This window comes from Bradyrhizobium sp. CFUWI, assembly GCF_056429085.1.
The window spans coordinates 481650-500077 of the sequence record NZ_JBWJZE010000001.1 but is presented as its reverse complement, the minus strand read 5'-3'; the positions used below and the strand labels follow the sequence as shown (position 1 = coordinate 500077).

Below are 18428 nucleotides of genomic sequence, written 5' to 3'. Positions count from 1 at the left end.
CCCTGCGCTGTCATGCCCCGGCTTGACCGGGGCATCCAGTACGCCGTGGCTTCTCGGATCAACCATTGCCGTCTCGGCGCACTGGATCGCCCGGTCAAGCCGGGCGATGACAGTTGAGTGTGTGGCGTGCAGCGTCACAGCTCAACCTGCCGCGAAAAACTCGCGCAGCGCGCTCGCGGTGACCTCCGGATTCTCCTCGGTGAGGAAGTGGCCGGAATCCACCGGCATGCCCTCCACATTCGTCGCCCATTGCCGCCAGGTGTCGAGCGGCGTCGCCGCGGCTTGCGCCACGCCGGCATTGCCCCACAGCGCCAGCATGGGAATGGTGATCTTCTTGCCGGCCTCGAAATCCGCCTTGTCGAGGTCGTAGTCGAAATAGGCACCGGCGCGATAGTCCTCGCACATCGCATGCACGCGGGCGGGATCGCGGAACGGGGCGAGGTAATGTTCGAGCGCGCGCTCATCGATCGCATCGAGCGTCCTCGACTTGGTCTGGCTCGCCATCTTGAAGCGCAGGAAGAACTCGCCATTGCTCGCGATCAGCGTCTCCGGCAGCGGATAGGGCTGCGCCAGGAAGGTCCAGTGATAGATCTTCAGCGCGTAGGCGCGGTTGATCCGCTCCCAGTAATTATAGGTCGGCAGGATATCGAGCACCGCGAGCTTCGACAGCCGGCCGGGATGGTCGAGCGCGAGGCGGTAGGAGACGCGGCCGCCGCGGTCGTGACCGGCGAGCGCGAAGTGCACGTGGCCGAGCCGCTCCATGACCTCGACCATGGCCTTCGCCATCGCGCGCTTGCTGTAGGGGATGTGCAGCGCATCGCTCTCGGGCATGTCGGACCAGCCGTAGCCCGGCAGATCGGCGATGATCAACGTGAAGTGCTCGGCCAGCTCAGGCGCCACCTGATGCCACATCACATGGGTTTCGGAGAAGCCGTGCAGGAGCAACAGCGGCGGGCCGCTGCCGCCGACGCGGGCGAAGACGCGGCCGAACGAGGTATTGATCCATTCGGCGGCAAAACCCGGGTAGAGGTCGGCGAGATCGGACATCTTGTTGCATCCTTGTTGGGTCAGTGGAGGGGCCGCCCCGACACATGAAATGTCGAAAACAACCCCATGCACAGTAGCGGTATCATCGGCGGGGTCGCTAACCACAACAGCCGATTACACATTTCTGAACTGTCGATGTGGCGGGGTGGTGACACAAATCTCGAGATTCCGGATCGGCGCGTTTTGGCGCGCCGTCCGGAATGACGAGCTAGTTTTTGGCCTTCTCCGCCTCCACCGCCTGCCAGCCGATGTCGCGGCGGCAGAAGCCTTCCGGCCAGCGGATGCGGTCGACGGCCTGGTAGGCCCGGGCCTGCGCTTCCGTCACGGTCGCCCCTAACGCGCAGACATTGAGCACGCGGCCGCCATTGGCGAGGATCGCACCGTCCTTCGCCACCGTGCCGGCGTGGAAGATCTCGACATTGTCTACCTTGGCGGCATCATCGAGCCCCTCGATGCGCGTGCCCTTCTGGTAGTCGCCGGGATAGCCTTGTGCGGCCATCACCACGGTGAGCGCGGTCTCCTTGTGCCAGCGCAGATCGAAATGCTTCAGCTGCCCGTCGCAGGCGGCGAGCAGCGCCGGCACGAGGTCGCTCATCATGCGCAGCATCAGCACCTGGCACTCGGGATCGCCGAAGCGGACGTTGAACTCGAACAGTTTCGGGCCCTGCGTCGTCAGCATGATGCCGGCATAGAGCACGCCGCGGAACGGCGTGCCGCGCTTTTTCATGCCAGCCACCGTCGGCAGGATGATCTTGGCCATGATCGCGTCGTGGACCTGAGGCGTCACCAGCGGCGTCGGCGAATAGGCGCCCATGCCGCCGGTGTTCGGACCGACGTCGTGGTCGAACACGCGCTTGTGGTCCTGCGCCGAGGCCAGCGGGATCGCGGTCTCGCCGTCGCACAGCGCGAAGAAGCTGATCTCACGGCCGGGCAGGAATTCCTCGATCACGACTTCAGCGCCGGCCTCGCCAAAGGCGCCCTCGAACATCATGGCGATGGCGTCCTCGGCCTCACGCACGGTCTTGGCGACGACGACGCCCTTGCCGGCGGCGAGCCCGTCGGCTTTCACGACGATCGGCGCGCCCTGGCTGCCAACGTAGTCGCGCGCATCGTTGGCATTGGTGAAGCGCTTGTAGGCACCGGTCGGAATGCCGAATTCGGTGCAGAGCGCCTTGGTGAACCCCTTGGAGCTTTCGAGCTGCGCGGCCGCCTTGCTCGGGCCGAACGCCTTGATGCCGGCGGCGGTGAGATCATCGACGATGCCGGCCGCCAGCGGCGTTTCCGGCCCGACCACCACGAGTTCGACCTTGTTCTGCTTGCAGAAGTCGATCACCGCGGCGTGGTCGGCGACGTCGAGCGCCACGCATTCCGCCTCCTTCGCGATGCCGGCATTGCCGGGCGCGCACCAGAATTTGGTCACCAGGGGGGAGGCTGCGATCTTCCACGCCAGGGCATGTTCGCGGCCGCCGGAACCGAGCAGGAGAATGTGCATAAGAGGGCTCGAAATGAGGGGTTTGCTGGGGGCGGAGGTCGCATGAAACGGGGTGAGGCTCAAGGGGAAACGGCCAAGACTCCCCGTCATTCCGGGGCGCGGCGAAGCCTTGAGTCTTGAATCCCGGGCTGCGCCATGCGCAAAGCGGTTGGCGACGCTCCGAAGTCTGTCTCCGCTTTAGGCGGAATGACGAACATTGCCTAAACTGGACGCCGCAACGAGCATTGGACGAATTCGTAACAAGCCCGACACGACGGTACTACCTGCACGTCGGAATCTTAGCGATCATGTCTTGCTTAGCTGGCGGGTTGATGCGGCACCTCTTCGCCGATGCGCGTGTTCCTTGAGGAGAAACCTTATCTCAACTTGCCAGTCGTGGGCTGGACAAACTACTCCTCGGTCAAGGCAAAGGTTGGGGAATTATCTGAAATGCGTATTGTTGTTTTGGCCTTAGGGCTTGTCGTGCTCTCTGGTTGCGTGAGCAGCGAAGATGCAGGCGTAAGGGCGGCAAAGATGGAAGCCCAAGACGATGCTTCTTGTAGGCAGTTGGCGACTGGCAAGGGCGCTGACGCCTATACCCAGTGTCGCAAGAACCTACTCTACTATCGTCAGCAAGCGGCCATAGAGGACCAGCAGAAGGCAGAGCGCTCTCGCAGGGTGTCCGAAGGGTTAATGGAGATGAGCCGGTCCCTCCAGAGTATCAATCCGCCGCCGCAGGAGGTGAACGTCAATGTCACATGCACTTTCGGGTGCCGTTAAGCCCCTTTTTTAAGGCGCTGTCCGCCACATGATAGAGAACGCTCGATAAGCGTGGAGCCATACGAGTGGCGTCCATCGCTCAGAGCCGAGCCGTAGGATGGGTTGAGCCCTTGCGAAACCCATCGCACTTGTTTCGTGGTAACGTCGCGTCATGACCGCGTACCGCCGCAACTTCGTTCCGGGTGGGTGTTTCTTCTTCACCGTCAATCTGGCGGAGCGAAAGCTATCATTACTGACGGATCATGTCGGGTTGTTGCGCACGGCGTTTCGCGAAACGCACCGGCGCCATCCATTCACCATCGATGCCATCGTGGTGCTGCCTGACCACCTTCACTCGGTGTGGACATTACCAGAAGGTGATGCCGATTTTGCAATGCGCTGGCAGTTGATCAAATCCACCTTTTCGCGCGGTCTGGCTCGCAACGAGAGGATATCCCAAAGCCGCTCGGCCAAAGGTGAGGGGCATCTGGCAACGCAGATATTGGGAGCACACCATTCGCGACGAAGTCGATTTCGCGCGGCATGTCGACTACGTTCATATCAATCCGGTCAAGCACGGGCGCGTCGACAGAGTACGTGACTGGGCGCCCTCCTCGTTTCATCGTCACGTGAAGCTCGGCAATTACCCGGCCGATTGGGCCGGCGATCAGTCGGATGACGACCGCGATTACGGAGAACGGTGATAGAGAAGCGATGGGTTTCGCAAGGGCTCAACCCATCCTAGGAGCTGATTTCCAATCAGCGCGCTGCGCAACGCGGCCAGGATCGTCTCCGAGAAGATCGGCGGCGTTTCCTAAAGCGTGATGAGATCAGGTTTGATCGCTGCAACATAAGTGCACTCCCTCTCCCGCTTGCGGGAGAGGGCTGGGGAGAGGGTATTTCCGCAATGGGATACTCCCCCAGAGGAGAAAGCCCTCACCCGCGCCTTGCGCGACCTCTCCCGCACGCGGGAGAGGTTGCACCGAGCCCGCAGAAACGGGTCTGCTGCTTTCACCCTTTTTGTTTCTCTTCTGCGCTTTTTCCATCGGAGCTTTTCGAGCGCTCTTCGAAACGATCAGACCCCTTGGCCAGATCGTGCCCCATCTTGCTCTCGTTCTTCGCTTCTTCCTTGGACGTCGCTTCACGCAAGCCTTCAGCGGCCTGTTCCCCCGCCTTTGATGATTTTCGTTCGTCATCCATTGGTGGCTCCTCCCTGATAAAGACGCCTCCAGGAAGCTCGCTGGTTGATCCCGGATTGGACGTACCAACGTTCCAATCAGATCACCCGGACATTGTTCCCGGTCCCGTCGAGGCTCTTAGTCGAGCCCGTAGGATGGGTTGAGCCCTTGCGAAACCCATCACGCTTGTTTTTCGAAGCGTCCGTAAAGCTAAACGATCGGGCGCCGTCCGCTTCGTCCTCACCTGCAGTCGGATGACAGCCGCGATGATCGAGAGCTGGAAGAGGAAAGCGATGGGTTTCGCAAGGGCTCAACCCATCCTACGAACTGTCATTCCGGGGCGCGCGCAGCGCGAACCCGGAATCCATTGGGAGGCAGCATCGGCGGTGGAATGGATTCCGGGCTCGCGCCAAGAGGGCGCGCCCCGGAATGACGGCGGAGGCTACACCTGCTTCCCCGCGATGATCTCCTGCAGCGTCGCGACGTGCCGCGCGAACGCGCCGCGGCCGGCGGCGGTGGCGGTGACGGTGGTCTGCGGTTTCTTGCCGACGAAGGCCTTCTCCACGGACACATACCCCGCCTTGGCCAATGTCTCGATATGCGCGCCGAGATTGCCGTCAGTGGCGCCGGTGAGCTTCTTCAGGCGGGCGAATTCCAGACCGGCCGACACGGGCAGCGCGTTCAAGGCCGCCATGATCTTGAGCCGCAGCGGCTGGTGGATGATGTCGTCGAGCTCGGCCATGCGCTAGATCCGCCGCATCCAGAGCCCGCCGAGGATCAGGCCGCCGCCGTTGACGAAGGCCATCCACAGCGGGAACGCCTCGCCGATGTAGAAGAAGCCGAACAGCGTCAGCGCGGTGATGCCGAGACCGATCGCAACGAAGGCGTAGCCGAACCAGAGCCCGGCGAGTGTGTAGAACAGCATGAAATAGATCGGCCAGAACGTTCCCAACTGGCGTGGACCGAAATGGCCGACAACGTTGGTCACGAGATAGCCGAACGCGAAGAACAGGGCGAATATCAGGAACAGCCTGATGCCAACGCCGGCCCCAAAGGGGTGGTTCTTCGGATTGAACACGCGAAGCGCAATCAGACCACCGACGCCCAGAACGTCCACCGCAACCCAGGCGTAGACCGCGTAGATCGGCCAGAGCCAGGTCACGAGATTGGCTGCGAACACCAGCACACCCCACCACACCGCAGCGAGACTCGCGAGCTCGTAGAGCTGCGATCGCTTCAGGCGCTGGACGATGTCGTCGATATCGGCCAGCGCTGCGGATGCCTCCTTGCTGTCGATCATGTCGTCCCTTTCTGTCCCTGGGCTATCTCGTAAGACGCTCGGTGACACCTGAGCGCGCGCCTCGTCCTTCGAGACGACCGCTACGCGGTCTCCTCAGGATGAGGCTTCGAGACGACCGCTTCCAGCGGTCCCCTCAGGATGAGGCTCAGCTGCACCAGGACCCGTTGAAGCGGCTGCCGCAGACTCCGCCCCTCATCCTGAGGGCACGCCGCAGGCGGGCGTCTCGAAGGATGGCCGCGGAAAAACCGCTCCTGTCTGCGATTGCCTTGCCGTCGACGGGGCGCATCACGACTGCCCTGCCCCGCGCCTCGCCACGTCCTCGGCGATCACCGAGACCGCCTTCGGATTTGTCACGATGCCCATGTGGTTGATGCCGGCGATGATCTTGACGTCGACCGAAGGTTTGATCGCCTGCACCACTTCCGCATATTTGTCCGAGATCATCATCTCGTCCTCGCCGCCGCCGAAGATCGTGATCGGACGCGTGGTTGCCGGCAGATCGAGCCGATAGCCACGCGTGGCAAAGTTGCGCATCAGGCGGTCCGAATAGGTCGAGGTGAGGTACTTCGCCGAGGTCGCGGGCACCGCGAAGGCGAGCACCGGAAGCTGCGAGCAGCAGTCGATGCCGAGCTTGCGCAGCGCGGTCAGGCCCAGGAAACGTGGAATGTCGGCCTTGGCCCAGCCGCCGGAATCCGGCCGGTTGGTCGGTGCGTCGTAGCCGAGATAGGGCGCGAGCAGCACGGTGCGCACGAACATGTCCTGCATGATCGGCGTCGCGGCGACGCGCAGCGAGAAGCCGGCGCCGGCGGAATGGCCGATCAGGGTGAGCGGCAGGTCCGGCGCGCCCTTGCGCAGATGGGCGACGAAATCGATCAGGTCGTCCTCGAGCTGGCCGACATAGCCGATGTCGCCGCGGGTGCCGGAGCCGCCGTGGCCGCGGATGTCGAGCGCCCAGGTCTCCACGCCGCGCGCGGCGATCGCATGGGTCAGCGTATGGTTGACCGTCGCGCTGGAGCCGGAGGAGCCGTGAATGAAGATCGCCCCGCCGCCCGTCGCCGGGCCGTTCGGCGGATAATGGCGATAGCCGATCCAGGTCCCGTCACGCGCCTGGAAGCGCTCGAGCGGAGGCAGCGTGGTCCAGTCAATCCCCTTGCTGGAGTCGGAGACGGAGCGCATCTCAGGCGGCCGCTCCAGTGGCGTTGCGATCATGGCGGTCAAGGTCAGCGCCACCGCGCCAGCCGCACAAAGAGTCCATTTCAGGCCGTTCAGAACGCCGCGCAGCAGACGGACCGCCATGGCTTGCCTCCCTCAAATCGATCAATAATAGAGAACTCTATAATACAGAGTACTCTTGGAATCAATCCCCGGATTGGCGCCGCGCCGTGAAAATCCTTAACGTCGGGTCCGACCCCAAAATGCCGAATCGTTTGCCGATGCCGCCTGCGGAACAACTCAACAACGCGTTCGAATTCACCGTCTCCGAGCTCTCCCAGTCCCTGAAGCGGACTGTGGAGGATACGTTCGGCCATGTCCGGGTCCGCGGCGAGATCTCGGGATTCCGCGGCGCCCACTCCTCCGGCCATTGCTATTTCGCGCTCAAGGACGAGAGCGCCAAGATCGAGGCGGTGATCTGGAAGGGCGTGCACGGCCGGATGCGCTTCAAGCCCCAGGAGGGGCTCGAGGTCATCGCCACCGGCAAGCTCACGACCTATCCGGGCTCCTCGAAATACCAGATCGTGATCGAGGCGCTGGAGCCGGCCGGCATCGGCGCGCTGATGGCGCTGATGGAGGAGCGCAAGAAGAAGCTCGCCGCCGAGGGCCTGTTCGACGAGGCGCGCAAGCAGCTGCTGCCCTGGCTGCCGGAGGTGATCGGTGTCGTCACCTCGCCGACCGGCGCCGTGATCCGCGACATCCTGCACCGGCTGGAGGACCGCTTCCCCCGCCGCGTGCTGGTGTGGCCGGTCAAGGTGCAGGGCGAAGGCTCGGCCGAGCAGGTCGCGGCCGCGATCCGCGGCTTCAACGCGATTGCCCCGGGCGGCAGGATACCGCGTCCCGACGTCCTGATCGTCGCGCGCGGCGGCGGCTCGCTGGAGGACCTCTGGTCGTTCAACGAGGAGATCGTGGTGCGGGCCGCGGCCGAGAGCATGATCCCGCTGATCTCCGCGGTCGGGCACGAGACCGACATCACGCTGATAGATTTCGTCGCCGACAAGCGCGCGCCGACGCCGACGGCGGCGGCCGAGATGGCGGTGCCGGTGCGCAGCGAATTGTTCGTCGAGGTCGCCGATCTCGGCCGTCGCACCCGCGCCTATTGGCAACGCGCCCAGGAAAGCCGCCGCAGCGAACTGCGCGCCGCCGCGCGCGCGCTGCCGGCGGCCGGCGATCTGCTCGCCATTCCCAGGCAGCGGCTGGATTCGGCGGGCGCCTCCCTGCCCCGCTGCCTCAAGGCCAACACGCACGCGCATTTCCGCAGGTTCACCGCGGCCAGCTCAAAACTGACGCTGCGCGTGCTGCACGGCCAGATCGCACAGGCCGACCACCGGCTCACCGTGTGCGGCGAACGGCTCGGCCTGTCCACACGTTCGCTGCTGCGGCAGCGGCGCGACCGCTTCGCCGGGCTCCAGATTCGCCTGCGCGCCTCAAAGCTCTCCAATGCGCAGGCGCAGCGCAACGCGATTGCCCGCCAGCGCGAGCGCACGCATCGTCTGGCGGAGCGGGCGCAACGCGCGCTCGCAACGCTGCTGCACCGGTTGGAGGCCCGCGTCGAGAACAGCGGCAAGCTGCTGTCGGCTTTATCCTATCGCAGCGTGCTCGCGCGCGGCTTTGCGCTGGTGCGGGATGAGGCCGGCCATCCCCTGCATGCGGCCGACGCGATCGGTCCAGGCGCACGCGTCGAGATCGAGTTCGCCGATGGCCGCGTCGGCGCGACCGCGGATGCGGATCGCCCGGCGCCGACGGCCAAGCGCGCGCCGGCGCAGCCAAAGCAAGCCGCGGCGGACGCAAAGCCCGCACCGAAGCGCGCGGCGAAGCCGGTGGATCAGGGCAGTCTGTTCTGAGGCGCGCCGGCGGCGCTCCGCTCTCACTGTCATTCCCGCGAAAGCGGGAATCCAGTACGCCGCAGCCTGTCAGTGACTCACAACCGCCTCGGCGTACTGGATCGCCCGGTCAAGCCGGGCGATGACAGCGAATGTGTGGGAGGCGCGTGCAGCTCCAAGCGTCATTGCGAGCGAAGCGAAGCAATCCAGGTGTTTCCGCGGAGAGACTCTGGATTGCTTCGTCGCATCAGCGCAAAATTGCTACGCAATTTTGTCGCGAGCTCCTCGCAATGACGGAGCCTGTGGAGGCCGCACCGCCTAGCGGCAGGACAATCCCGCGTCGATCGTGGTCCAGAAGCCGCAATGTTCCGGCGCGCGCTGTGGGGCGCCGGCGTGGGCCTCGTACAGGAAGATCGCGACGGTGAAGACGACGAGTGCGGAGAAGAGGACGATGCGGCTGCGCATGGGGATTGCGTTGAATCGACATCGTGGTCGAACTAAGGCGCCGTCACGTGTTGAAATCGGCGCCTTGCGCGATCCTTAGATTCCTGGGTCGGCCCCGCTTGATGTGGGACGTGTAGCCCGCATGAGCGAAGCGATATGCGGGACCAGCCTCCCCGGATATCGCTGCGCTCATCCGGGCTACGGTACCACCATCACCGCGCCAGCCATTTCGCGACATCTCTCTGCGATTCCGCGCGCGCCTGCGCATCAATGCCGAGATGGCCGCGCTCGGGCGCTATGGCATCGTTGCTGCCGGCAGCTGCGTGCAGCGGCGTGTCGGCGCGGTCGAACTCGTGATAGGCGCCGGGATAGACCACGATGCGCGCGAGCGCGCTGCGGCCATGCGCGCCTTCGACCATCTGGCGGCAGGCCGGCGGAGACGAGACGTCGTCATCGGCGCCGATCAGCACCAGGGTAGGCACCCGCGAGCTCCAGCCGAGGCCGGCGGAAATCCGGCAGTCGGGATAGAACGCGATCGCGGCGCGGAAATCCGGGCCGAGGTCCCGCGCGGCACTCTGCGGACGCACGGCCCAAAGCAGCGCGCTGGCGCCATCGGCCCAGCCCATCAGGCTGACGCGGTCGCGCGCCACCCAGCTCTGCTTCATCAGCCAGGCCCGCGCCGCCGCGATATCGGCGACGCGCTCACGGCGCGCCTTGACGTGCATCTCCTTGAGCCGGCATTGCGGCCCGAGCTCGCGCGAGCCGTAGCTGTCGGGCCACAGCACGGCGTTACCGGCCTTGAGCAGGCGCTCGGCCCAGTCGCGATAGCGCGGCAGGACGGAATCGGAATGGCCACCGAGCCCGCCACAGCCATGCAGCGCGATCACGGTCGGAAACGGGCCTGCGCCCTCGGGCTTGTAGAGCTGCGCATGGAGGACGCCTGACACCAGCGGAATCTCGACCGGCTGCGGCGCCGGCGCGGCACGCGCGGCCGACATCAGCAGCGTCATGAACAGGGCGGTCAATCGAAGGCGCATCGGACTCTGCCGTAGGAGGTGCCGGAACCAGCGATCCTTCGCGGAAGGCATTGTCACGCGGGAGCGGCGGCAAAACATCACAAACCGGTGGGTTTAACGGGCGGACAAGCCGCCCTATCTATGCTACATCCCGGCCAACACATCGTGCCCTCCAGGGGTTTCCTTTGGGAGCGGCCTTCCACGGAGACTTTCGACCGTGCTGAACAAGTTCGGCCCCTCGGGCCATGGCGAAGCGCAGGTGCAATATCTCGACGGCGATTTCCGCGTGATCTCGCCGGGGACCTACGTACGCTGCGCGATCACCGACGCGCGGATCCCGCTCGACGAGCTGAAGTACTGGAGCGTGGACCTGCAGGAGGCCTACGCCACGCCCGCCGCCGTCTTGCAGCGGCATTTTCCCGGCGCGCCGAAACCGCAGGAATCGTGATCTCGTAGGGTGGGCAAAGGCGCAATGCGCCGTGCCCACCATCTCTGCACGATCGCGACGAAGCACGTGGGCACGCTTCGCTTTGCTCACCCTACAAGATCGAACTCTTGGCATGGTTCGGCTATTGCGGCTCGGGAGCATCGCCGCCCACGCAGGTCTTGATAAAACTCTTCCGCGCCTCACCGACGATCTTCTGATCGATCGCCTGCTTCAGGCAATCGAGCCGCGCCTGCGCCAGGCAGAGCTGGAGCTGATCGCGCTTGTCCTGCCCTTTCAGGCTCGCCGTCGTGGCAAGGCATGTCACGCGCTTGGTGGCGGGAACCGGCACGGTGGCGGTCGGAGCGGCGGCAGCCGGTGCGGATGTCTGAGCAAGGGCGGGCAAAACCGGCAGACATATGAGGCTGGCGGTAAGAAGCGCGGACTGCAATTTCATCTGACCTCTCCTGGACGCAGCTCACTCGATAGAAGCCTCGCCATGAATGCCGGCTGAATGTCCGTTCGGCGTCGCCATCTACCGAGCACATCCTGCACCAAGATCATCGCGGCCTCACGCTCCGCGTTGCATCGAACAGTGCGCGCACTCAGTGGTTAGTCATTTCGCGCTGTGGTTGGATTCTTCGTTGCGATTCGGCGCCCTTAAGTTGTTCGACGAAGTCTTGATGAAACAGAGGGCTGCTATAGTTGCATGTTAGGTAACTGGCCCTGCTCCTTTTATCGCGCAGACAATCAAGCCAACCAAACGACCATTGAGCTTTGGAATTGGTGCAGTCTGTGAACGGGCTCATATCGAAGAGCCATCGGGACGGCTACGTTCACCAGGAAAATTCGCGGCGGAATATCAAGCCAAACGATGGGGGTGATCATGCCCGCCATATTCGAGTTGCTCTATCGAGAATATTGTCGCGCCCGTCTTGCTGAAATGCGGAAACAGCTTCTGATCGCGACTGAACGCGCTCAGGCGCTGGACGCGGATCATCATCCTGCAGATCGGGGTGACGACGACAAGACGGACATACATCGCCAACCCGATTACCGCGCGCCGCACTGAAGCGGCCCGACCACGGGCAACCTCTCCCGCGTAGCAATGACCAAGCAATTGGCAACAGTTTGGGAGCCTGCAATGAATACACCCGAATATTATACTGTCATGGTGGCCTGCCTCTCGTGCCTGACCATTGTCGGAATGATGGCCGCTGGGGCGTGGTGAGCATAACTGCTGAAGCACGACCGCCGCGGGGAACGAGGCTGCTGGCACGTTCAATCCGACCCATGGCAGACGCAGCACGCACCGTATTGCATCGTCCGTCGAAGGACGCCAGACCCTCGCCTCGACTCGGCTTGCAGAATTGATTGTTTCTATGATGTGAGCGTTGCCGCCGCCTGCCACGCCTGCGGCGGCAACGCTCGAGATCCGGATGTCAGCCTCCGGGCGGAGTATATGAGGAGCGCAGCTTCGCAGCGTTTTGGCGGACCTGCTTGATCTCGTCCTGCGTGAACAACCGGGTCAGCTTCACGTTCTGCAGGGTGCCTGCCGTAACGGTCAGTCCGGAAATGGCCGGAGCCGCACTGGGATCAGGCACATCGAAAATCACCAGGACGCCTGGGCCGTCGGCCGCAACGCTGTACATCGAGATCAGCTTTCCGCCGGCCGCCTCGATAAGTTTCCTGGCCGCTTCCTGGCGATTGGTCGTGGGATTTTCCAAGATAGCGTTGAGAGCGCGTGGTGTGTACTGTCCGGTGAGGCAAAAATGCATGGCATGCTCTCCTCTGTTTTTGGCAATGACTCTCCCTGCCGCTCCGAACTGGTCGTTGCGGCCGTCGCATCTGAAATAACAAGATCGCGCCCGCCGTGGGCATAAACGCCGTCGATGATTGCCGGGAGTTCGGCACGTCCTGGTGACGGCTCTCGTGAAAGGCTACATCAACTGCCAAGAGTGCGGAAGAGAATTCGTCACCCGCGACACGTCGCTGGATGAGCTATGGCAGAGACGCTTGCCTAGTGCACAAGATCAACGCGCGCTGTACCGCCGCTCGCGTGCCTTGTAGAGATGATCGCTGATCAATTGCCGCAGCTTTGCCGGCTCGTCGAACTCGAGCTCAACGGCGAATGGCACGATGCCGTCGGGCACGTCCGCGCGGCCGCGCAGGCGTGCAAGGTCTTTCTCTGTCGTCACCAGCGTGAGCTGCTCGCGCCGCGCGTCCGCTGCGAGCGCTGCGATCTCGTCCTGCGAAAACAAGTGATGGTCGGCGAAGGCGCGCGTGCGCGCGACCGCGATGCCGCTGGCGTGCAGAGTGCGAAAGAAGCGCTCGGGGTCGCCGATGCCGGCGAACGCGAAGACCCGCTCGCCGGACAGCTGCGCGAGCGAGGCCGCAACCGGCTTCAGGCGTGCGCGCAGCTCCGGCTTGTCGCGCTTGGCGAGCTCGGCGGCGACATCGTTGGCCGCGCGGCCGTCGCCGATCAGCACCAGCGCGTCGGTGCGCGCGAGCTGCGCCTGCAACGGCGCGCGCAGGGGGCCCGCAGGAAACACCTCGCCGTTGCCGAGGCCGCGCTCGCTGTCGATCACGATCAAGGAGGCGTCCTTGAGCAGGCGCGGGTTCTGAAAACCGTCGTCCATCAGGATCATTGTGGCGCCTTGCGACTTCGCCAGCGCGACACCGTCGAGGCGGTCGCGCGCGACCGCGACCGGCACGTCGCGCGCCATCATCAGGGGCTCGTCGCCGACATCGGCTGCGGTGTGGCGTGCGCGGTCGACCATGACAGGGCCTTTCAGGCGCCCGCCATAGCCGCGGCTGAGCACCACCGGCGTCTCGCCGAGCTCGCGCAACAGCTTGGTCAGCGCCAGCACGGTCGGGGTCTTGCCGGCGCCGCCGACATGGTAATTGCCGACGCAGATCACGGGAATGCCGGCGTCCGTGCCCGGGAGCAGCATGCGCCGTTCGGCGATCGCGCCGTAGAGCGCTCCGAGCGGCCATAACGCATACGACTGAAGTGAACGTGGCCGGTACCAGAAGGCCGGCTCACGCATTGGCAGCCCCCATCTCGATCCGCAATTGCAGCAGATAGGGCTCGAGCGCCGCCATGGTGCGATCCAGTGCGCCGCCGAGCTGCTCGACCACGCCGGAGCCTGCGCGCTGCATCTTCTCGCGCAGGAGGGGATCGGCCAGCAACTGGCCGAGCTGCTTGACCAGCGCCTCCTGCGTATCGGCCTGCCGCGCCGCGCCGCTCGCATCGAGCGCCTCGAACACTTCGGTGAAGTTGAAGACGTGCGGACCATGGACGATGGCGGCGCCGAGCTTGATCGCCTCGATCGGATTCTGTCCGCCGTGGCGGATCAGCGAGCCGCCCATGAACACGATCGGCGAGAGGCGGTAGAACAGGCCGAGCTCGCCCATGGTGTCGGCGACATAGATGTCGGTGGTCGCGGTCGGCAGCTCCTCGCGCGAGCGCAACGCCGGCGTCAGGCCCGAGGCCGTGATCAGGCCGGCGATCGAAGCGCCGCGATCGGGATGCCGCGGCACGATCACGGTGAGGAGCTGCGGGAAGAAACCGACGAGGCTGCGATGCGCCGCGACCAGCATCTCGTCCTCGCCCGGATGGGTCGAGGCCGCGACGATGATCGGCCGGCCGCGCGTCATCGCCATCAGCCGCTCGAGCTTGGCGGGATCGGCCGGCGGCGCCGGCACGTCGAGCTTGAGATTGCCCGTGGTGACGACATCGCGGCCGCCCAGCGCGGAGAAGCGCTCGGCATCGATCTTCGACTGCGCCAGGCAGATGTCGAACCGCGACAGCAGCGCCGAGATGGTGCCGTGCATGCGCTGCCAGCGCGGGAAGGAGCGCGGCGACATCCGCCCGTTGATCAGCACCATCGGCACCCGGCGCGCCGCGCCGGCCAGGATCAGGTTCGGCCACAGATCGGATTCGATGAACAGCGCCAGCGACGGCTTCCAATGGTCGAGGAAGCGCGCGACGTAGCGCGGGGAATCGTACGGCACGTATTGATGGATGACGTCGGGCGGAAAGCGCTTTGCGACCACGGCAGCCGAGGTGACGGTGCCCGAGGTGAGCAGGATGCGCAGATTGAGATCGCGCAAACGCTCGATCAGCGCCGCCGCGGCCAGCACCTCGCCGACACTGGCGCCGTGGATCCAGACCAGCGGGCCATGCGGCCGCACGTCGCGGGACAGGCCGCGCCGCTCGCCGACGCGCGCGGGGTCCTCCTTGCCCTGCCTGAGCCGCCGCTTGATCAGCGCAGGCGCAAGCGGCACCAGGCCCGCGGCCAGGCGCCGATACATCCGCAGCGTCATCGGCAGTGCAATGGGCAGCGATTTAGCCATCTTGCGGCCCCGGGCGGCCGAGCTGCGCATAGGCGCGCCTGGTCGCCTCGTTCAACGTCTCTTCCAGCTCCAGCCGCAGCGCTTCCATCGTGGCGGCATCGGCATCTGCGGGAACGTGGATTTCCTTGATGCCGACCAAGGCGCCCCGCCCGAACGGCAGATTGATGGTGGTGCGGTCCCAGTTCTTCAGCCGGATGAAGCGGCTGGTCGCCATCGCGAAAGGCATGATCGGCCGCCCCGATTCCCGTGCCAGCATGATAATGCCAAGCCCGGCCACGCGCGCGCGCTTGGGGACATCGGCAGTCAGCGCGACATTACAACCGTCCTGGAGGGTCCGCACCATTTCCTTGAAGGCGCCGACCCCGCCCTTGCGGTGAAAGGCGCCGCCATGATCGCCGGAACCGCGGATCAGGCCGATGCCGAGCCGCTCCACCGCGATGGCGTTGAACTCGCCGTCGCGGTGACGGGAAATCAGCACCTTGGCCCGGTAGGAATCCTTGTTCTTGATGAAGGGGGTGAGGAAATGCTGGCCGTGCCAGAAGGCGAAGATGGCCGGGATCTGCGGCTCGACGCGTTCATAGACGTCGGGCGGATCGAACGTGAATTTGTTGGTCCGCCAGACCAGACGCAGATATTCGGCCGCCAGAACCCCGACGGCACGCTGAAACCAGCTGCTTCGCAGCGTATTGCGAAGCAGTTTTTTCAACGTGCCGGTTCTTGATTCGGGTCGAGCAGCCGATGGAGATGGACGATGAAATAGCGCATCTGCGCATTGTCGACCGTGCTCTGCGCCTTGGCCCGCCAGGCGGCGTGGGCGGTCGCATAATTCGGAAACAGGCCGACGATCTCGACGTCGTCGAGATTCTTGAAGACGTTCTGCTCGAGATCGACGAGCTCGCCGCCGATGACGAGGTGAAGCAGTTGTTGCGGGGCACTATCTGGCATCAGTTCTGTTCCTAACGGGCTGCCCGGCAAAGCAGTGTTCTACAAGCACAGTGTTCGACAAGCACGACGAGAAGCGCCTAGGCCAAGGGGCGGTTTCGAAAATGCGCGACAATGCCCGCATGACGATCGCGCCCCGCTGCCACCAGCACCCCGTGCGCCACTTCCCGGCGGTTATAGAGGATGGGTTCTCCGGAGAGGTCGCTCATCCTACCATCGGCTTCCTGCACGATCAAATCGGCCGCCGCAAGGTCCCAATCGTGGCTGTTGCCCCCCGCAAAAGCCGCATCCAGCGCGCCATGGGCGACCCGGCACAGGCGCAGCGCCAGCGAGCCGATTCGCGGATGCAGCTTGATGTCGCCGAGGGACGGCTTCAGGCGCTCGACCAGCGGCTTCGGCCCGGCGACGCGGGCGAAATCCAGTTCGGCTCCCGAGGTCGCCCGCACCGGGACGCCGTTGAGCGTCGTGCCGCGTCCGCGCGCGGCGAAGAAGAACTCGCCGGTCGTCGGCGCGAACACCGCGGCCAGCACGGGCGAGGCATCCTCGACCAGCGCGACGCTGACGCACCAATCGTCATGGCCACCCAGGTAATTGCGCGTACCGTCGATGGGATCGACGATCCAGGTCAGCCGCCGCGACAGCCGGGCCGCATCGTCGGCGCTCTCTTCCGAGAGCCAGCCATAATCCGGCGTCGCGCCGCGCAAGCGCGTTTCGAGCAGATCGTTGACGGCGATGTCGGCTTCCGAGACCGGCGAGGAGGCGCCCTTGGTCCACTTCTTCAGCTCGGTGCGGAACATCGACTGCGCCAGCGCGCCCGCTTCCCGCACCGTCTCCTGCAGCAGCGCCGCGTCGCGCGTCAGGATCGTGTCGTTCGCGTCAACGTCCGCCAAGCGTCAAACCCTCGATGCGCACCGTCGGCGCATTGATGCCGTAGCGAAACTCGAGATTGTTCGCGGGCTGCATCGACCTGAAGATCTCGAACAGATGGCCGGCGATCGTCACCTCGCTGACGGGATAGGTGATCTCGCCGTTCTCGATCCAGAAGCCGGAGGCGCCGCGGCTGTAGTCGCCGGTCACGCCGTTGACGCCGGAGCCGATCAGATCGGTGACGTAGAAACCCTGCTTGATGTCGGAGATCAGCTCGGCGGGGCTCAGCGTGCCGGCCTCGAGATGCAGATTGTAGGGCCCCGGCGAGGGCGAGGAGGAGACGCCGCGATGGGCGTGGCCGGTGGTGACGAGACCGAGCTCGCGCGCGGTGGCGCAATCGAGCAGCCAGGTCGTCAGCACGCCCTCGTCGACCAGCGCGGTTCTCTTCACCGCGACGCCCTCGGCATCGAAGGTCTGCGAGCGCAGGCCGCGCTTGCGCAGGGGATCGTCGATGATGCGGATGTTGTTGGCAAACAGCTGCTGGCCGAGCTTGTCCTTCAGGAAGCTGGTCTTGCGCGCGATCGAGGCGCCGTTGATGGCGCCGACGAGATGACCGACCAGGGAGCCGGCAACACGCGGATCGAACACGACGGGGACCTTGCAGGTTTCGACCTTGCGCGGATTGTAGCGCGCCACGGTGCGCTCGCCGGCGGAACGGCCGACGGCTTCCGGCGACAGCAGATCGGCGGCATGCGGCGCCGAGGTGAAGTCGTAGTCGCGCTCCATGCCGGTACCCTCGCCCGCGATGGCGGTGGCCGAGATGCCCTGGCTGGAGCGCAGGTAGGAGCCGTGGAAGCCGGTCGAGGTGACGAGCACCATGCCGCCGATGCCGGCGGAGGCCGAGGCGCCGCCGGATTTTGTCACTCCCTTCACGGCGAGCGCCGCGGCTTCCGCCGCGAGCGCGCGGCGTTCGAGCTCGCCGGTTGCGGGCACACCGGGATCGAGCAGGTCGAGATCGGGGAAATCGCGCGCGAGCAGCGCGGGATCGGCGAGGCCGACATATTTGTCGTCGGGCGCCACGCGCGCCATCGCGACCGCGCGTTCGGCAAGCTTGGTCACGGCATCGCCGCTGACGTCGTTGGTCGAAACCACCGCCTGGCGCTGGCCGACCAGCACCCGCAGGCCGACATCGTCGCCCTCCGACCGCTCGGATTCCTCAACGCGTCCGTCGCGCACCTCGACGCCTTGCGAGACGCCGCGCACCGCGACCGCATCGGCCGCGTCCGCGCCGGCGCGCTTGGCCGCCTCGACCAGCCGCTGCGCGAGATCGGAGAGCGCGGACTGATCGAACAGGTCGCGATTGGCTGTGGTCGAGCTTGCGGATGGTGAAGCGTTCACGAAAGAAATCCTGTTGGGGCGGGGTGCGGGGGCCGGAACCCACAGATGTGCCCTGATCGCGCGGACTTCAAGCATTTTCAGCCCGCCAAAGCTCAGATTCGCAACTTCGGCGCAACGTCTCGTCAATCATGCGCGCCAAGGTCTTGTCAATCATGACGAGCAGTGACGGTGGGTTAACCAGCCTTTTT

At 64.9% G+C, this 18428-nt stretch carries 20 protein-coding genes and 1 pseudogene; 5 read left to right on the top strand and 16 right to left on the bottom strand.

Translation table 11 applies throughout. The annotated features are described in order from the left end of the window. Nucleotides 1-141: 141 nt before the first annotated feature. Both AC066S_RS02360 and purD read right to left on the bottom strand, forming a co-directional pair. On the bottom strand, nucleotides 142-1047 hold the full coding sequence (locus AC066S_RS02360) for an alpha/beta fold hydrolase (RefSeq protein WP_126259035.1): 906 nt from the start codon (nucleotides 1045-1047) through the stop codon (nucleotides 142-144). Between the two features lie 208 nt (nucleotides 1048-1255). Continuing rightward, nucleotides 1256-2539 (bottom strand): phosphoribosylamine--glycine ligase, encoded by a 1284-nt coding sequence (gene purD, locus AC066S_RS02355; protein ID WP_478268814.1) that lies wholly within the window; start codon nucleotides 2537-2539, stop codon nucleotides 1256-1258. 330 nt (nucleotides 2540-2869) lie between these two features. On the opposite strand from purD, the gene AC066S_RS02350 reads away from it, so the two are divergent. Next, complete coding sequence (locus tag AC066S_RS02350; protein WP_135170297.1) at nucleotides 2870-3298, top strand: hypothetical protein; 429 nt, start codon at nucleotides 2870-2872, stop codon at nucleotides 3296-3298. 151 nt (nucleotides 3299-3449) lie between these two features. Then, nucleotides 3450-3981, top strand: a pseudogene (locus tag AC066S_RS02345) (REP-associated tyrosine transposase). A gap of 307 nt (nucleotides 3982-4288) precedes the next feature. Here the strand turns inward: AC066S_RS02345 and AC066S_RS02340 are convergent. The 4 genes from AC066S_RS02340 to AC066S_RS02325 form a co-directional block, all read right to left on the bottom strand. Beyond that, nucleotides 4289-4477: a hypothetical protein gene (locus AC066S_RS02340; protein ID WP_126259031.1), complete on the bottom strand. Its 189-nt coding sequence runs from the start codon at nucleotides 4475-4477 to the stop codon at nucleotides 4289-4291. Between the two features lie 420 nt (nucleotides 4478-4897). Further along, nucleotides 4898-5197, bottom strand: a complete 300-nt coding sequence (locus AC066S_RS02335; RefSeq protein WP_126259030.1) for a winged helix-turn-helix domain-containing protein — start codon at nucleotides 5195-5197, stop codon at nucleotides 4898-4900. 3 nt (nucleotides 5198-5200) lie between these two features. Then, nucleotides 5201-5755, bottom strand: coding sequence for a hypothetical protein (locus tag AC066S_RS02330; RefSeq protein ID WP_167767617.1), 555 nt, complete (start codon nucleotides 5753-5755; stop codon nucleotides 5201-5203). Nucleotides 5756-6040: 285 nt separating this feature from the next. Further along, on the bottom strand, nucleotides 6041-7051 hold the full coding sequence (locus AC066S_RS02325) for an alpha/beta hydrolase (protein ID WP_478268813.1): 1011 nt from the start codon (nucleotides 7049-7051) through the stop codon (nucleotides 6041-6043). Between the two features lie 137 nt (nucleotides 7052-7188). Here AC066S_RS02325 and xseA point away from each other — a divergent pair, with 137 nt between their 5' ends. Then, nucleotides 7189-8811 carry an exodeoxyribonuclease VII large subunit gene (xseA, locus tag AC066S_RS02320; protein ID WP_478268943.1) on the top strand — a complete coding sequence of 541 codons (1623 nt, stop codon included), beginning with the start codon at nucleotides 7189-7191 and terminating at the stop codon, nucleotides 8809-8811. A gap of 297 nt (nucleotides 8812-9108) precedes the next feature. Here the strand turns inward: xseA and AC066S_RS02315 are convergent, their stop codons facing one another. Together AC066S_RS02315 and AC066S_RS02310 are read right to left on the bottom strand one after the other, a co-directional pair. Then, entirely contained in the window at nucleotides 9109-9255 is a 147-nt protein-coding gene (locus tag AC066S_RS02315) for a hypothetical protein (protein ID WP_478268812.1), read from the bottom strand. A 191-nt stretch (nucleotides 9256-9446) separates the two neighbouring features. Further along, a complete protein-coding gene (locus AC066S_RS02310) occupies nucleotides 9447-10271 on the bottom strand; it encodes a dienelactone hydrolase family protein (RefSeq protein ID WP_478268811.1) in 825 nt (274 codons plus the stop codon). A gap of 196 nt (nucleotides 10272-10467) precedes the next feature. Here AC066S_RS02310 and AC066S_RS02305 point away from each other — a divergent pair, with 196 nt between their 5' ends. Beyond that, entirely contained in the window at nucleotides 10468-10698 is a 231-nt protein-coding gene (locus AC066S_RS02305) for a DUF2093 domain-containing protein (protein ID WP_126261920.1), read from the top strand. A gap of 121 nt (nucleotides 10699-10819) precedes the next feature. On the opposite strand, the gene AC066S_RS02300 is transcribed toward AC066S_RS02305, so the two are convergent. Continuing rightward, complete coding sequence (locus AC066S_RS02300) at nucleotides 10820-11131, bottom strand: hypothetical protein (RefSeq protein WP_126261921.1); 312 nt, start codon at nucleotides 11129-11131, stop codon at nucleotides 10820-10822. Nucleotides 11132-11560: 429 nt separating this feature from the next. On the opposite strand from AC066S_RS02300, the gene AC066S_RS02295 reads away from it, so the two are divergent. After that, a complete protein-coding gene (locus tag AC066S_RS02295; RefSeq protein ID WP_235885151.1) occupies nucleotides 11561-11746 on the top strand; it encodes a hypothetical protein in 186 nt (61 codons plus the stop codon). A gap of 370 nt (nucleotides 11747-12116) precedes the next feature. Here AC066S_RS02295 and AC066S_RS02290 read toward each other — a convergent pair whose 3' ends face one another. The 7 genes from AC066S_RS02290 to AC066S_RS02260 form a co-directional block, all read right to left on the bottom strand. Continuing rightward, nucleotides 12117-12452, bottom strand: a complete 336-nt coding sequence (locus tag AC066S_RS02290) for a GYD domain-containing protein (RefSeq protein WP_011090245.1) — start codon at nucleotides 12450-12452, stop codon at nucleotides 12117-12119. Nucleotides 12453-12707: 255 nt separating this feature from the next. Beyond that, entirely contained in the window at nucleotides 12708-13724 is a 1017-nt protein-coding gene (gene lpxK / locus AC066S_RS02285; RefSeq protein WP_478268810.1) for a tetraacyldisaccharide 4'-kinase, read from the bottom strand. Beyond that, a complete protein-coding gene (locus AC066S_RS02280; RefSeq protein WP_478268809.1) occupies nucleotides 13717-15063 on the bottom strand; it encodes a 3-deoxy-D-manno-octulosonic acid transferase in 1347 nt (448 codons plus the stop codon). The genes lpxK and AC066S_RS02280 overlap by 8 nt, the downstream gene beginning before the upstream one ends. Then, nucleotides 15026-15739 carry a lysophospholipid acyltransferase family protein gene (locus tag AC066S_RS02275; RefSeq protein WP_126261925.1) on the bottom strand — a complete coding sequence of 238 codons (714 nt, stop codon included), beginning with the start codon at nucleotides 15737-15739 and terminating at the stop codon, nucleotides 15026-15028. The genes AC066S_RS02280 and AC066S_RS02275 overlap by 38 nt, the downstream gene beginning before the upstream one ends. Beyond that, nucleotides 15736-15978, bottom strand: a complete 243-nt coding sequence (locus AC066S_RS02270; RefSeq protein WP_135170289.1) for a DUF4170 domain-containing protein — start codon at nucleotides 15976-15978, stop codon at nucleotides 15736-15738. The genes AC066S_RS02275 and AC066S_RS02270 overlap by 4 nt, the downstream gene beginning before the upstream one ends. Before the next feature lie 77 nt (nucleotides 15979-16055). Continuing rightward, a complete protein-coding gene (locus AC066S_RS02265; protein ID WP_478268808.1) occupies nucleotides 16056-16865 on the bottom strand; it encodes a 3'(2'),5'-bisphosphate nucleotidase CysQ in 810 nt (269 codons plus the stop codon). Next, nucleotides 16852-18240: a TldD/PmbA family protein gene (locus AC066S_RS02260; protein WP_164719123.1), complete on the bottom strand. Its 1389-nt coding sequence runs from the start codon at nucleotides 18238-18240 to the stop codon at nucleotides 16852-16854. The genes AC066S_RS02265 and AC066S_RS02260 overlap by 14 nt, the downstream gene beginning before the upstream one ends. Nucleotides 18241-18428 lie beyond the last annotated feature (188 nt).